Source organism: Actinomadura chokoriensis, from assembly GCF_039529475.1.
GTDB lineage: Bacteria > Actinomycetota > Actinomycetes > Streptosporangiales > Streptosporangiaceae > Spirillospora > Spirillospora bangladeshensis.
In genome coordinates, this window is sequence record NZ_BAAAMW010000001.1 from 643,553 (window position 1) to 658,019 (window position 14,467).

Consider the following 14,467-nt stretch of genomic DNA (forward strand, 5'->3'; position numbering starts at 1 on the left):
CGGCGGGTCAGGGGGTCCGGGGGGTCACCAGGCCGGATTCGTAGGCGAGGACGACGAGCTGCGCGCGGTCGCGGGCCTGGAGCTTGACCATGGCCCGGTTGAGGTGGGTCTTCGCGGTCACCGGGCTGATCACCATGCGGCCGGCGATCTCGTCGTTGGACAGGCCGTGCGCGGCGAGGGCGACGGCCTCGCGCTCGCGGTTGGTCAGCTCCTTCAGCGCCGTGCCGGCGTGCGGGTTGAGCGGCTGCTCCACGTACCGGCTGATCAGCATCCGGGTGATGGACGGCGCGAGCAGCGCGTCCCCGCGCGCGGCGACGCGCACCGAGTGCAGCAGGTCGTCGGGCTCGATGTCCTTGACCAGGAACCCGGCGGCGCCGGCGCGCAGCGCGTTGAACACGTACTCGTGGAAGCCGTAGTTGGTCAGGATGACGACGCGCACGCCCGCCAGGGCGGGGTCGGCGGCGATGCGGCGGGTCGTCTCGATGCCGTCCATGACCGGCATCTGGACGTCGATGAGCGCGATGTCGGGCAGGTGCTCCCTGATCAGCGGCAGGGCCTCCGCGCCGTTGGCGGCCTCGGCGACCACCTCGATGTCGTCCTCCGCGTCGAGCAGCGCCCGGAAGCCGCCGCGCAGGAGCGACTGGTCGTCCACCAGCAGGACGCGGATCACGACGGCCGGCCCACGGGGAACTCGGCCTGGACGCTGAAGCCGCCCTCGCTGCGCGGTTCGGCGCGCAGCCGGCCGCCGAGGGCGGTGACGCGTTCGCGCATCCCGAGCAGGCCGGTGCCGGGCACCGGGGCGGTGCCGGGCTCGGCCTTGCCGTCGTCGTCGACGCGCACGGCGAGGGTGCCCGGACGGTAGTCGATCCGGATCGCCGCCGTCTCGGCGGCGGCGTGGCGGGCGGTGTTGGTGAGCGCCTCCTGGACGATCCGGTACGCGGTCCGGTCGACGGCGGTCGGTACGGGGTGCCGCTGCCCGGCGATCGTCAGCGTCGTGTTCAGGCCCGTCCCGCGGGCGCGTTCCACCAGGTCGGGGACGCGGTCGAGGCCGTGCGGCGGGGTCTTGGCCTCGTCCCGCAGCGTGTCCAGGGTGGCGCGCAGCTCCCGGTTGGCCTCCCGGGCGGCGTCCCGGATCGCCAGCAGCGACTCGGGGACGTGCTCGCCGCGCTTGCGGGCCAGGTGGACGGCGACCCCGGACTGCACCTTGATGATCGAGATCTGGTGGGTGAGCGAGTCGTGCAGTTCCCGCGCGATGTGCAGCCGCTCCTCGGTCGCGCGCAGCCGGGCGGCCTCCTCCCGGGTGCGCTCGGCCTCGTCCGCCCGCCGCTCGGCCTGCCGCAGCGCCTCCCCGGCGGCGCCGGCGGCGATCAGCCACGCCAGCTCCAGGACGCCCCGGGCCCGGGTGAACGCGTCGGCGACCGAGCCGTCCACCGGGGACGCCATGATCGCGAACGGGAGCGCCACCAGCAGGGCCGCGCTCGCCGCGACCGTGACGAGCCGGTACCCGGCCCGGAAGGCGCCGTACACCGCGAACAGGTACGCGACGGCGGGCACGTCGAACCCGATCGCCTGGTAGCCGATCGCGCACAGCGCGGTGGCGGCCAGGACGAGGAGCGGGAGCGACCGTCCGACCGCCAGCACGAGCCCGCTCGCCGCGACGAGCACGTAGCCGAGCCCGGCGTAGTCCGTGGCGGGGTGGTCCTCGGCCAGCGCGGTGGCGAGCAGCACCGCCGCCACGCAGACCGCGATCACCCGGTCGCCGCCCCTGGCCCAGAGACGCCGCAGTCCTGTCCTCATATGCGCACTTTAACCAGGACTTTCCGCGGGCGGCTCCTGCTCGCAGACGAGCCGCCGGCTACTGCGCGCGCAGTACCTCCGCGGCGCCTGCCGTTTTCGCGGCACCGGGGTGCGGCATCTGCGGTAGCGCGAATTGCCTGCGTTCAGCGGACGACCGGGATCGCGTCCGGCGGCAATGATCGGGCCACATTCCCCGACCCGTTTCGCCGACTCAAAAGGACACGGGAAAAAATGAAGACGACCGAGACCCCCCGTGCGGGCGGAGCCCTGGCGGGGCTGGCCGGGTTCTGCTATCAGCGCCGCCGCCTGGTCCTCCTGGCCTGGATCGCCGGCGTGCTCGCCGTCGCGTTCACCGGCTTCACCTACGGCGCCGCCCCCGACAACGACTTCTCCGGCGGAGACTCCGGCTCCGCCAAGGCCCAGGCACTGATCGAGAAGCATTTCCCCGAAAGGCAGGGGGACACGCTCACGCTCGCCGTCAAGGCGGAGAAGGGAATCGACGACCCCGCCGCCCGGCGGACGATCGAGAAGACCATCGCCGCGCTCGCCGACTCGCCCGTCACCGGCCCGGTCGTTTCGCCGTACCAGGACCCGAACCTGGTGACGAAGGACCGCCGCATCGCCCGGACGACCATCCCGCTGAGCGACGCGGATGTGGAGAAGGCCGACGTCAAGCCCCTGGTGGACGCGGTCAAGGACGCCTCCGGCGACGGCGTCACGCTCGGGCTGGGCGGCTACATGGCGGAGAAGGCCGAGACTCCCCCGCAGGGCCCGGCCGAAAGCGTGGGCATCCTCGCGGCGGCGGTGATCCTGTTCATCGCCTTCGGATCACTGGTGGCGATGGGCCTGCCGATCGTGACCGCGCTCCTGGCGATCGCGGGCGGCCTGGCGCTGACGAAGCTGGTCGGGCACCTGGCCCCCGCACCGGACTTCACGCTGATCTTCGGCGCGATGATCGGGCTCGGCGTCGGCATCGACTACGCGCTGTTCATCGTGACGCGCTACAAGGACGAGCTCCGGGGCGGCGCCGACCCGGAGAGCGCCACGGTCGGAGCCGTGACCACCGCGGGCCGCGCGGTCCTGTTCGCCGGCACGACCGTCGTGATCGCGCTGATGGGGCTGCTCGTCATGGGGCAGCGGCTGATGACGGGGGTGGCCATCGCCACCTCGATCACGGTCCTGATCACGATGATCGCCGCGGTGACGCTGCTGCCCGCCTTCCTGGGCTTCACCGGGCACCGGATCACCTCGCTGCGGCTGCCGCGCCGCACGTCCCGCCGGGACCGGCGCGGCGGAGCCCCGGCCGGGGAGCACCGGACCCTCGCCGAGCGCTGGGCGGGCGTGGTGCAGCGCAGGCCGCTGGTCTCCGCCGTGCTCGCCGGCGCGGTTCTGCTGGTGCTGGCCGTGCCGATGCTGTCGATGCGGCTGAGCCAGCCGGACGCCAGCGTCCAGCCCCGCGACAGGAGCAGCTACATCTCGCACGAGATCCTCGCCGAGGGCTTCGGCCCCGGCTACGGGGCTCCGCTGATCTTCGCCGCCGAGGTCGAGTCCGGGGACGCCGACCTGCGTCCCGTCGTCGACGCCGTCGGCAGGACCGAGGGCATCGCCCAGGTCACGCCGCCCCGGGTCAGCGAGGACGGGCGGGCCGCCACCTTCATGGCCTTCCCCACGACCGGTTTCCAGGACGAGGCGACCGCGGACCTGGTGCACAGGCTCCGCGACGACGTGCTGCCCGGCGCGTCCGGCGGCGGAGGCGTCCTCGTCGGCGGGCCGAACGCCGGCACCATCGACGCCGCCGAGGAGCTCGGCTCGCGGCTGCCCTTGATGATCGGGGCCGTCATCGCGATGTCCATCGTGCTGCTGGTCGTGCTGGTCCGGTCGGTCACGATCGCCCTGCAGGCCGCCGTCGTGAACCTGCTGTCCATCGCCGCCGCCTACGGCGTGGTGGTCGCGGTCGTGCAGTGGGGATGGCTCGGCCCGGCGCTCGGCTTCCCCGCCGCCATGCCGGTCACGACGTGGGTGCCGATGATGATGTTCCCGGTCCTGTTCGGCCTGTCGATGGACTACCAGGTCTTCCTGATCTCGCGGGTCCGCGAGGAGTACGAGCGGACCGGCGAGACCCGCGCCGCCGTCGCCCGCGGGCTGGCGCGCACCGCCAAGGTCATCACGGCCGCGGCGGCCATCATGATCGCCGTGTTCACCACGTCCCTGCTCGGCCCGGACATCGCGGTCAAGCAGGGCGGGCTGGGCATGGCGGTCGCCGTCCTCATCGACGCCACCATCGTCCGGATGGTCCTCGTCCCCGCGGTGATGGAACTGTGCGGCAAGGCCAACTGGTGGCTCCCCGGACGCCCGAAGAAGGCCGCACCCCCACGGCTCGGAGTCGACGAGGGCGTCAAGGTCTGACTCGGCCGGGCGGGCCGTCCTCGGGACCACGGCCCGCCCGGCGCCGCGTCACCGGCCGGACGGGCCGCCACCGCCCTGGTAGATGCTCGGGTGCTGACCGGTGACACGCCGGAACGCATCCGCGAAGGCGCCCGGTTTGCGGTATCCGACGGCTCTGGCCGTGGCGCCGACGGACGTCCCGCGAGCGAGATGGGTGAGCGCGGCCCTCATCCGGACGAGGGTGCGCCACTGCGCGAACGTCATGCCGGTCTCCCGGACGAACAACCGGGTGATCGTCCGGACGCCGGTGCTGGTCGCATGCGCCCAGGCGGCGAGGTCGCGCCGGTCGGCGGGGTCGGCGACGAGGGCCTCGGCGATGGCCCGGATGCGGTCGTCCGCGGGCATCGGCACCTGGAAGGCGGTGCTCGGCACGGGTTCGAGCAGCGCGAGCAGGAGCGACTCGGCGTCCGGCCGCGCCCGTCCCGCACCGCCGTCGAGATGAACGATCAGCTCCCGGATCAGCGGCGTGATCAGGATGCCCACGGGCTCCGCCCAGGTGATCGGGCAGCGGTCGGGCCGCAGCAGGACGGCGTAGCCGCGCCCCGGGCGGAACACCTCGACGCTGTGCGGGCAGCCGGCGGGGATCCAGAGCGCGTGGGTCGGCGGCACCAGCCAGTCGCGCCCGCCGGTGCGCAGCGAGACGGTGACCGAGGAGGACCACGAGATCAGGTGCTCGGCGTGCTGATGCTGCTCCGCGAGCACACCCCGGCCGGCATGCTCCCCGCCGATGACCAGCAGCGGTGGAACCGCTTCGTCCGCCACCTCGCCCCCTCCACTGATTGGCCGGTTCACGGCCATGGTTGGCCACATGCCGCGCCTCGGCCACATTAGCTTGGCGCCCATGCACACGGTGACGACGGTGGAGGCCGTCGAAACGCTTATCGGAAGAACACCCCGACTGATCCTGCTGAAGGCGGTCGACACCATTGACGACGGATGCCGGGACGTCCTGGCCCGTTCGCCCGTCGCCGGCGTCGGCTACCGCGACGGCGCGGGAGCGGCGCACACGACCCTCGTCGGCGGAAGCCCCGGCTTCGCGCACGCGGAAACGGCCGCGCACCTCTCTTTCGCGATTCCGGCGGATGAACCGCAGCCGGCCCAGGGCACCGGCCTGTCGATGATCTTCCTCCTGCCGGGAATCGGCGAGACACTCCGCCTCAACGGCTCGGCATCGGACGTATCCGGTGGCCGCGTCACCGTCGCCCTGCACGAGGCATGGGTCCATTGCGCGAGATGCGTCCTCCGCTCGGGCCTGTGGAAAGAGCGGCGCGACAACGCGGCACCGGCACAGGCCGGCACCGCACAAGGCCCCCTGGCCCATTCGGCGGTCGCCGAGTTCCTGTCGAGGACGCCGTTTCTCCTGATCTCCTCGCGTGATGGGAACGACCACGGCGATACGAGCCCCAAGGGCGACCCGCCCGGCTTCGTCCACGTCCTGGACGGCCACACGCTGGCCATACCGGACAGGAGGGGGAACAAGCGAGCCGACACCTTCCGCAATCTCATGGCCTGCGGCGAGGTCTCGCTCGCCGCCCTGGTCCCCGGCCGCGACGACGTCCTGCACCTGAGCGGCACCGCCCGCGTGACCGACGACCCGGCGCTCCTGTCGACCATGGCCCTCAAGGACAAGCCCCCGCACGCGGCCACAGTGGTCCGCGTCCACCGCGCCCAGGTCACGCCCAACGAAGCAGTGCGGCTGTCGCGGATGTGGGACCGGTCGGTGCACGTCAACCGATCCGGAGCATTCGACATGACGAGCGTGGCGGCGCGGCACCTGGCGCACAACAAGGGCCGCGGCGCGTCGGCCTCGATGGCGCGGATTCTCTCGAAGGGCCTGGGCGCGTCCCCCGGACTGGCCCGCCGAGCCATGGACGCCGCCTACCGGAGAGAACTCAAGGACGAGGGCTATTGACCGGTCCCGGTCCCGGTCCCGGTCCCGGTCCCGGTGCCGCGGGCGCGCCGGGCGGCGCCCGCGGTCCCCGGGCGTGCGGTCAGGCGAACTGGCCGGGCTGGTAGTCGCCGGCCGGCTGCTGGGTCATGACGTTCCCGCGGTTGAAGGCGTTGATGATCGCGATCACGGCGACCAGGGCGGCGAGCTGCTCGTCGTCGTAGTGCTTGGCGGCGTTCGCCCAGACCTCGTCCGGGACGCCGCCGGCCGCGTCGGCGATCCGGGTGCCCTGCTCGGCGAGCTCCAGCGCGGCGCGCTCGGCCTCGGTGAACACCGTGGCCTCCCGCCAGGTCGCGACCAGGTTGAGGCGGGTGGCGGTCTCCCCGGCGTGCGCGGCCTCCTTGGTGTGCATGTCGACGCAGAAGGCGCAGCCGTTGATCTGGCTGGCGCGGAGCCGCACCAGCTCCTGCGTCGCGAGCGGCAGCGTCGAGTCCGGGATCGCGTGGCCGGCCGCGACGAGGTGCTTCAACACCTTGGCCATGACCGGGCTCGCGAAGAGGTTCAGGCGCGCTTCCATCATGTTCTCCTTCGCCGTGGACGGTTACACCCTCAAGACGGGACGGCCCGTCGGCCTGTGACACGACCCGAGTGTGACCTGCGCCTCGCGGCCCCCGATGTCACAGTCGGCCGGCGCGTTCCGTCGCACGTAGTGACAGATGGACTCTGAACAGGAGGGTGACGGCCATGCGGGTCTTCGTGGCAGGCGGGAGCGGAGTGCTGGGACGGCTGCTGGTGCCTCGCCTGGTGGAGCGCGGCCACCAGGTGACGGCCACCGCGACGAGCGCGGCCAAGCTCGACGTGCTGGAGCGGCTGGGTGCGGAGGGCGCCGTGATGGACGGCCTCGACGCGGCGTCGGTCGGGGACGCGGTGGCGGCCGCGCGGCCGGACGTGATCGTCCACCAGATGACCGCGATCTCGGAGGCGCACGCCGGCAAGGCGGACATGAAGCACATGGACCGGTGGTTCGCCGGCACCAACCGGCTGCGCACCGAGGGGACCGACCACCTGCTCGCCGCCGCCGAGGCCAACGGCGTCGCCCATGTCGTCGCGCAGAGCTACGGCGCGTGGAACGGGATCCGGCGGGGCGGCTGGGTGAAGACCGAGGAGGACCCGGTGGACCCGATGACGGGCACGCCCGCGGAACCGGGGATGGCGGCGATCCGGCACGTCGAGGACGCGGTCGGCAGGGCCGGCGGCGCGGTGCTGCGCTACGGCTGGTTCTACGGGCCGGGGGCCATGGACGTCCTGGTCGAGCCCGTCCGCAAGCGGCAGTTCCCGGTCGTCGGCGGCGGCGCCGGGCACTGCTCGTGGGTGCATCTGGACGACGCGGCGGCCGCGACCGTCCTGGCCGTGGAGCAGCAGGCGCGGGGCGTGTTCGCCATCGTCGACGACGAACCGGCGCCGGCCGCCGAATGGCTGCCCTACCTGGCGGAGTGCGCGGGAGCGAAGCGTCCGATGCGGGTCCCCGCCTGGCTGGCCCGGCCCCTGGCCGGGGACGCGGCGGTGATGATGATGACCGAGGGCCGCGGCTTCTCCAACGCCAAGGCCAAGCGGGAACTCGGCTGGGAGCTGCGCTACCCGTCCTGGCGCCAGGGCTTCAAGGAGGAACTGGCCTGATCAGCCGCGCCCCGGACCCGTCGGAACGCGGCGGTTGGAGGCGGTGCGGGCGGCCAGCCAGGCGGTGTAGAGGGCGGTGCCGACGAGGCCGGCCTTGCGGGTCTTGTCGACGGTCAGGGCCACGCCGAGCGCCAGTTCGGTGGCGCCGTTCCGCTTGATCCAGGCGCCGGTGTCGTGCGGGAAGGCGAGCCGGGAGATCGGCTCGAAGACCTTGGGGGCGGCGAAATGCGCCACGCCGGTGGCGGCGAGGGCGATGCCCGCGGTGCGGAGAAGGGCCATGAGGGGTTTCCTTTCAACCGGTGAATTCGTAGTCGTCGAGGTCGAACGTCCGGCTGCGGCGCAGCACGGAGAAGCCGGACTCCGGGCGGACGTACGGGGCGTCGCCGTGCCGGTCGAAGTAATAGGAACGGGAGCGGGCGCAGCTCGGCTGGGCGAGGATCGTGCCCTTCATGCGGTCGCGCATCCGGGCGGTGAAGTCGTCGTGCGGGCGGCGCCGGACCACCATGCGGGCCGCCCGGCGCCGGCGCGCCTCGGCGATGCAGCGCACGATGTGCGTGCTGCCCGCCTCGATGATCGAGAACCAGGAGGCGCCGGTGACCGTGTACGGGCCGTTCATGAGCCAGAAATTGGGCGCGAGCGGCGAGGCGACGCCCTCGTAGGTCTGGTAGCGGTGCTCGTCCCAGTAGGCGCCGAGTTCGACGCCGTCCAGGCCGACGACCGGGAACGCGGGCATCGCGCCGATTTCGAGGGTCTTGAATCCCGTGGCCAGGACGAGGGTGTCGATGTCGCGCTCGCGCCCGTCCCGCGTCACGATGGCGTGCGCGGTGATGCGTTCGATGCCGTCGGTGACCAGTTCGACGTCGTCGCGCATGAACGTGGGGAAATAGCGGTTGGAGAACGAGGGCCGCTTGCAGCCGAACCCGTAGCGCGGGGTGAGCGCGCGCCGGAGGCGGCGGTCGGGCACCTGGCGGCGCAGATGGGCCCGGCAGACCATCTCGGTCGCCCGCACCAGGAACGGCGCCTTGCTGTAGTGGACGATGCCCAGCACCATGATCACCTCGGACGCGACCGCGGTGACCAGCCGGGCGAGCGACTGGACCGGCGGCACCGCCCGGAAGAGCGCGCGCACCCCGCGCGGGACGGTGAAGTCGGCCTTCGGGAACACCCAGATCGGCGTGCGCTGGTAGACGTCCAGATGCGCCGCGACGGGCGCGATCTCCGGGATGACCTGCAGGCCGGACGCGCCCGTGCCGATCACCGCGACCCGCTCGCCGCGCAGGTCGTGGCCGTGGTTCCAGCGGGCGGTGTGGATCACCGTCCCGGCGAACGTCTCGATGCCGGGGATGTCCGGGTTCTTCGGCTGGTCGAGCGGCCCGACGGCGGCCACCAGGAACCGCGCGGTGAGCTCGCCCCGGCCGGTGCGGACGCGCCAGACGTCGGCGTCCTCGTCGAAGACCGCCCGCTCGACCTTGGTGCCGAGGCGCAGGTGCGGCCGCAGCCGGTACTTGTCGGCGCAGTGCTCGGCGTAGGCGCGGACCTCGGCGCCGGGCGCGAACGCCCGCGTCCAGGACGGGTTGGGCTCGAACGAGTAGCAGTAGGTCGTGGACGGGATGTCGACGGCGACGCCCGGATAGGTGTTGTGCCGCCACACGCCGCCGACGCCGTCCGCCGCGTCCAGGATGACGAAGTCGCGCACGCCCTGCCGGCGCAGCCGCATGCCGACGCAGAGCCCGGAGAACCCGGCGCCGACGACGACCACCTCATGATCGGGCTTCATCCGGCGTCCCTCCCCCCACCCTGAGATACCGAAGGTATTTAGAAGTTGGACGAGGTGTCAATATGCCCGCGGTCCCCCAGTTCGGCAGCGCGGATACCGCCGGTATCGGGATTCCCGCGCCCTACGATGGCGGAATGGCACGACTGTCCAGGGCGGAGAGCCAGGCGCGCACCCGCGAACTGCTGCTCGCCACGGCCCGGCGGCTGTTCCTGCGTGACGGGTATCACGCCACCTCGCTGGAGAAGGTCGCCGAGGCCGCGTCCTTCTCCAAGGGCGCCGTCTACTCGAACTTCGCCACGAAGGACGAGCTGTGCCGGACGGTCATCGAGGCCATCCGCGCCGAGCAGGTGCAGGCCATCATGGACGCCTTCCTCGGCGAGGGCTCCGACGAGGACCGCCTCGCCGTCTTCGAGGCATGGGCCGAGCGCACGATCGGCGACCCCGGCTGGACGCTGCTGGAGGCCGAGTTCGCCATCCACGCCACCCGCCGCGACCCCGCGCTCCGCGCCGAGGTCGCCTCCGGCGGTCGGAGCTGGGCCGGCGCCCTCCGCCTCCTCCTGGAGGACGAGGCCCGCCGCCGCGACCGCCCGCTCCCCCTGCCCGCCGCCGAACTGGCCGACGCCCTCCTCAGCCTCGGCATCGGCCTCGGCCTGCGCCGCGCGGTCGACCCGGCCCTCTCCCCACACGCCCTGACGAACACGATCCGCCTGCTGCTCGCCCACCCCGCCTAGCCGTGCGCTACCTCGCCCGCGCGTCATGGACGAGGGGCTTCGGGGGTCCCGTGCCGGCCGTGTCGCGACGAAAGTCATGCCCCGCTGACGTCCATCAGCGGGGCATGACCTTGGCTCTTGTGTTCCGTCGCCGCCGCGACGCCGGCGAGACGGGCCGATCAGGCGGCTCTGCGGCCTTGAGAAGGCCTTGTGGAACGGGTTACGGCTGGACCGGCGGCGCGGCCTGGTCCTGCGGGGCCGCCGGCTGCGCAGCCGCGTCCTGCGGTGCGGCCTGGTTCTGCTCCGGCGCCTGCGGGGCCTTCGGGGCGGCGTTCTGCTGCTCCGGCTCGGCCTGCTCCAGCGGCGCGGCCTCAGCGTGCTCGGCAGCCTCCGGCTTGGCGGCCTCCGCCTGCTCCGGGGCCTCCGGCTTGGCGGCCTCCGGCTTGGCGGCCTCCGCCTGCTCCGGGGCCTCGGGCTTGGCGGCCTCCGGCTTGGCGGTGGCCTCCAGCGCGTCGGCCTTCTCCGCGCCCGCGCCCTCCACCTTCACGGCGTCCTGCTCCGGGCCCTCGACCTCGATGACCACGGGGCCGGTCTTCTTGCCGTGGACGTTCGCCTTGATGTCGCCGGTCTTGACGGGCTTGTTCCCGTTCTCCAGCGAGGCGTGCGGCGACTTCTCGATCTCGGCGTTGTTCAGGTCGCCGGGACCGTTCTCCACGATGTAGCGCGGATTGATGTAGATGTGGACCATCTGCGGCTGCGGCGACGGCCCGATTTTCGCCGAAGCCGCGGGAACGGCCAGCAGGCTGCCCCCGACGGCCAGCGCGAGGACTGTCGCCGCACGAGCTATGCGTTTCATTCCATTTCCCCTTCTTGTGCACTTGGTTCGCGTACCGCGAACGCTTGTTGATCATAACAAGGCGATTACGCGGAACTGAATACGAGCGGCCGGCACCTCTCGGCCGACCGTCATCCGCAAAACCGACTTTCCGTCAGTTTGCAGATCGGCCGTAATGACGGACTTTCATGTCACCGGGCCCGATGTCGGGCAGCGGGACGCCCCGCGGGCCATGCTTCCGGCGGGGTCCGGGTCGTCCGGCGCGGCGGAGGACGGGCCGCTGCGCGGGCCGCCCCGCGGTGGCCTCGCCGATGCGCGCGGGCGTGCGGGACGAGTGCTCAGGTCTCGTGCCGGCGCCCCGGGGCCGTGCCATGCACCCGATCTCGCAAGTGCTGCCCGCAGCTTGGCTCTGCGCAGGTCAACGCCCTGCAAGGGCCTGACCGCGGCCTGGTTCGGCGCGCTCAGGCAGCCGAGGGGGTCTGCCGGTCGCGCGGGCGGGGCCTGGCCGGGGACGGTGCCGAACACCCCCGTCCACATGTCGAGGAGACCTCCCCAGGGGATCACCACCGTGTAGCCGGCGGCGACCTTGAACTCGGTGCCCAGGCTCCAGGACCGCCGGGTCACCGGCGCCCCGGCATGCCCTTGGACGCGTCCCCCGGTCAGCGATATGGGCCTTGACTTGAATCGGGTACGGAAGTGGCCCGTCTTGGCGTCCACATAGCCCCGCACCACGCCATTCCGGGAGAGCGTGAGGCCGAAGTCGGGCGGCCTGAGGACGTGCAGCCTGCCACTCATGGAGGCTCGCGCCTCGAAAGCGAGACCTGCGTCGGGTTGCCCCACTGCCGAACCTACGGAAAAGGATCCGCCCACACCGGCTCCGCCTTCAAAGGTGAAAGCCAGACCGTCTCGCGTGAATGAACTCGCCACGCCTCCGCCAAGGCCGCGGTAAAGGCTGGCCTTGAGAACGAAGCCGTCCCCGTCCAGGTACCGGACGTCGGCGTCCCGGCCCTGCGTCGCCGGCCGCCTACCGGCGAACGCAGCCCTCTCCGGCCCGGGGCCGTCCGTCATCCAGGCGCACGACGAGTCGGCGTCACAGCCGCAGGCGCCGCCGGGCCCCGCTCGCGCCCCCAGGACGATCGCCATCGCCGCGGCCGCCAGGACCACCGCGGACACCGTGACGATCCGGACATGCCCGCTCCGCCATGCCTGCTCCATGATTCCTCAGCCCACACCTGATTCACCCGCACAGAACAGAAGCATCATAACGGTGTGTAGGCAAATGAATACATAAAGTGACTATTGCCATCTTTAAGCAGCCATGGCGGCGTCCACCGGGACATACCGGCGGGCGCCGCCGTGGCCGCCGGTCCCGCCGGCCGGGCCCTCCGGCGGAAGGAGGAGGGCCCGGCCGGCGGGGCGGCGGGTCAGGCCACGTCGAGTTCGCGGCGGCGTTCGGCCCACTGGAGGGAATGGCGGATGGCGTCCTCGATGGTGTACTCGGGCTTCCAGGCCAGGAGGTCCCACGCCTTGGCCGGGTCGACGAACGCGCCGACCACGTCGCCGGGGCGGGCCGGGGCGTCCTCCGCGACGAAGGCGTCGCCGACGACCTCGCGGAAGGCGGCGACCAGCTCGCGGACGGTGGTGCCGTCGCCCGTGCCGAGGTTGATCACCTCGTAGCGGGGGTGGTCGCCGACCGGGGGGACGATCGCGTCGAAGCGGTCGGCGGCCTCGTAGAAGGCGCGCGCGATGTCCCACACGTGGATGTAGTCGCGGATCGCGGTGCCGTCCCGGGTCTCCCAGTCCACGCCGGTGATCTTGAAGGGCGCGCCCAGGGTGTAGCACTCGATCATCTTGCCGAGGGCGTGCGTCGGCTTGCTGTTCTGCAGGCCGGTGCGCAGCCGGGGGTCGGCGCCGATCGGGTTCAGGTAGCGCAGCGAGATGACGCGGAAGTCGTAGGCCTTGCAGAAGTCCTGCAGGAGGAGCTCCGCCATCATCTTCGAGCGGGTGTAGGGGTTCTGCGGTTCGAGGAACGACGACTCGGTGACCGAAAGGTCGGGTTCGGGACGGTACATCCCGGCGGTGGACGCGAAGATCATCCGGTCGCAGCCGTTGCGGACGAGGTGGCCGGCGAGGTCCAGGGTCTTGGACAGGTTGACCCGGTAGTAGCGCAGCGGGTCGGCCATCGAGTCGGGCACCACGATCAGCGCGGCGCAGTGGACGGTCGCCGCGATGTCGGGGTGCTCGCGGAAGATCGCGTCCACCAGGTCCCCGTCCCCGATGTCGCCCTGGTAGAAGATCTTGCCGGCGGCGAACTCGGACCGGCCCGTGACCAGGCTGTCGAGCACGACGGGCGTGACGCCGCGCTCGGCGAAGGCGGAGGCGATCGTGCTGCCGATGAACCCGGCTCCCCCGGTGATCAGGACTTTCATGTGGCATCCCCTGCAGGCCAGTGCGTCCCCTTGAATGACACGCACAGGATCCGCAGGCGGTCGCGGACGGTCAATGTCCCGCACGGAAGGTGACCGGGTCCGGACGCCGGTGAACCGGCGGGCACCGGGTGGCGTCCGCGCACGTGTCTCCCCCGGCGGCGGAGCCCGGACGAAGTACAGCGTTTGCAGGATCCGCCGGACGCGCGCAGCGGTCATCGTCGGTGGATGCAACCGATCCGCGTCCTCATCGTGGACGATCACGCACTGTTCGCCGAGGCCCTCGCGGCGCGGCTGGGGCGCGAGCCCGACCTGGTGATCCTGCCGATCGCCTCAGACGTGCGGCGCGCGCTCGCGCTGACCGCCACCGAGCGCCCGCGGGTGCTCGTCCTCGACCTGATGCTGGGCGCGGAGAGCGGGCTGGACGTCCTGGACCGGGTCCGCGCCGACCACCCGGACGTCCGGGTCGTGGTGCTGACCGCGATGAGCGACCTGGACGCGATGGTGCAGGCCGTCCGGCGGGGCGCGGTCGGGTGGCTGGAGAAGACCGAGAGCGCCGAACTGGTCGCGCGGGTGATCCGGTCGGCGGCGCGGCAGGGCGGGTGGATCCCGCCGGACGTGCTGGGCGACGTGCTGCGCAGGCTCGTCCGGGACGGCGGCGAGGCCGGCGGCGACGCGCTGCTGGCCGAACTGACGCCGCGCGAGCGCGAGGTCCTGCAGTGCATGGTGGACGGGCTCGGGCGCGCCGAGATCGCCGAGCGGCTCGGGCTGTCGGCGAACACCGTCCGGACGCACACGCAGAACCTGCTGGCGAAGCTCGGGCTGCACTCGGCGCTGGAGGCGATCACGCTCGCGATGCGGGCCGGCATGCGGCCGTCCGGCTGATGCACCACTCCCCGCTTGCGGGGCCGG

Annotated in this window: 13 protein-coding genes; 5 read left to right on the plus strand and 8 right to left on the minus strand. The window is 72.3% G+C overall.

Annotated elements, in window-relative coordinates; all coding sequences use genetic code 11:
* Positions 1–7 precede the first annotated feature (7 nt).
* The gene (locus ABFX46_RS03165) at positions 8–670 is read right to left on the minus strand and encodes a response regulator (RefSeq protein ID WP_346039804.1); all 663 of its coding nucleotides are present in this window, start codon (positions 668–670) and stop codon (positions 8–10) included.
* Positions 667–1,797, minus strand: coding sequence for a sensor histidine kinase (locus ABFX46_RS03170; RefSeq protein WP_346039805.1), 1,131 nt, complete (start codon positions 1,795–1,797; stop codon positions 667–669). Before ABFX46_RS03170 ends, ABFX46_RS03165 begins: the two co-directional genes overlap by 4 nt.
* Before the next feature lie 231 nt (positions 1,798–2,028).
* Here ABFX46_RS03170 and ABFX46_RS03175 point away from each other — a divergent pair, with 231 nt between their 5' ends.
* Positions 2,029–4,203, plus strand: a complete 2,175-nt coding sequence (locus ABFX46_RS03175; protein ID WP_346039806.1) for an MMPL family transporter — start codon at positions 2,029–2,031, stop codon at positions 4,201–4,203.
* A 48-nt stretch (positions 4,204–4,251) separates the two neighbouring features.
* On the opposite strand, the gene ABFX46_RS03180 is transcribed toward ABFX46_RS03175, so the two are convergent.
* Positions 4,252–5,004, minus strand: coding sequence for a helix-turn-helix domain-containing protein (locus ABFX46_RS03180; RefSeq protein WP_346039807.1), 753 nt, complete (start codon positions 5,002–5,004; stop codon positions 4,252–4,254).
* A 46-nt stretch (positions 5,005–5,050) separates the two neighbouring features.
* Here ABFX46_RS03180 and ABFX46_RS03185 point away from each other — a divergent pair, with 46 nt between their 5' ends.
* On the plus strand, positions 5,051–6,154 hold the full coding sequence (locus tag ABFX46_RS03185) for a pyridoxamine 5'-phosphate oxidase family protein (protein ID WP_346039808.1): 1,104 nt from the start codon (positions 5,051–5,053) through the stop codon (positions 6,152–6,154).
* Positions 6,155–6,233: 79 nt separating this feature from the next.
* Here ABFX46_RS03185 and ABFX46_RS03190 read toward each other — a convergent pair whose 3' ends face one another.
* A complete protein-coding gene (locus ABFX46_RS03190) occupies positions 6,234–6,707 on the minus strand; it encodes a carboxymuconolactone decarboxylase family protein (RefSeq protein ID WP_346039994.1) in 474 nt (157 codons plus the stop codon).
* 167 nt (positions 6,708–6,874) lie between these two features.
* Between ABFX46_RS03190 and ABFX46_RS03195 the strand changes: the two genes are divergently transcribed.
* Positions 6,875–7,807 carry an NAD-dependent epimerase/dehydratase family protein gene (locus ABFX46_RS03195; protein WP_346039809.1) on the plus strand — a complete coding sequence of 311 codons (933 nt, stop codon included), beginning with the start codon at positions 6,875–6,877 and terminating at the stop codon, positions 7,805–7,807.
* Here ABFX46_RS03195 and ABFX46_RS03200 read toward each other — a convergent pair whose 3' ends face one another.
* Entirely contained in the window at positions 7,808–8,086 is a 279-nt protein-coding gene (locus ABFX46_RS03200) for a hypothetical protein (RefSeq protein ID WP_346039810.1), read from the minus strand.
* 13 nt (positions 8,087–8,099) lie between these two features.
* On the minus strand, positions 8,100–9,584 hold the full coding sequence (locus ABFX46_RS03205) for a flavin-containing monooxygenase (RefSeq protein WP_346039811.1): 1,485 nt from the start codon (positions 9,582–9,584) through the stop codon (positions 8,100–8,102).
* Between the two features lie 134 nt (positions 9,585–9,718).
* Between ABFX46_RS03205 and ABFX46_RS03210 the strand changes: the two genes are divergently transcribed.
* Positions 9,719–10,315: a TetR/AcrR family transcriptional regulator gene (locus tag ABFX46_RS03210; RefSeq protein WP_346039812.1), complete on the plus strand. Its 597-nt coding sequence runs from the start codon at positions 9,719–9,721 to the stop codon at positions 10,313–10,315.
* 199 nt (positions 10,316–10,514) lie between these two features.
* Here the strand turns inward: ABFX46_RS03210 and ABFX46_RS03215 are convergent, their stop codons facing one another.
* Together ABFX46_RS03215 and galE are read right to left on the minus strand one after the other, a co-directional pair.
* Entirely contained in the window at positions 10,515–11,150 is a 636-nt protein-coding gene (locus ABFX46_RS03215; protein ID WP_346039813.1) for a hypothetical protein, read from the minus strand.
* Positions 11,151–12,553: 1,403 nt separating this feature from the next.
* Positions 12,554–13,558 carry a UDP-glucose 4-epimerase GalE gene (galE, locus tag ABFX46_RS03220; RefSeq protein ID WP_346039814.1) on the minus strand — a complete coding sequence of 335 codons (1,005 nt, stop codon included), beginning with the start codon at positions 13,556–13,558 and terminating at the stop codon, positions 12,554–12,556.
* A gap of 225 nt (positions 13,559–13,783) precedes the next feature.
* Here galE and ABFX46_RS03225 point away from each other — a divergent pair, with 225 nt between their 5' ends.
* Entirely contained in the window at positions 13,784–14,440 is a 657-nt protein-coding gene (locus ABFX46_RS03225; protein ID WP_163053408.1) for a response regulator, read from the plus strand.
* Positions 14,441–14,467: the final 27 nt, after the last annotated feature.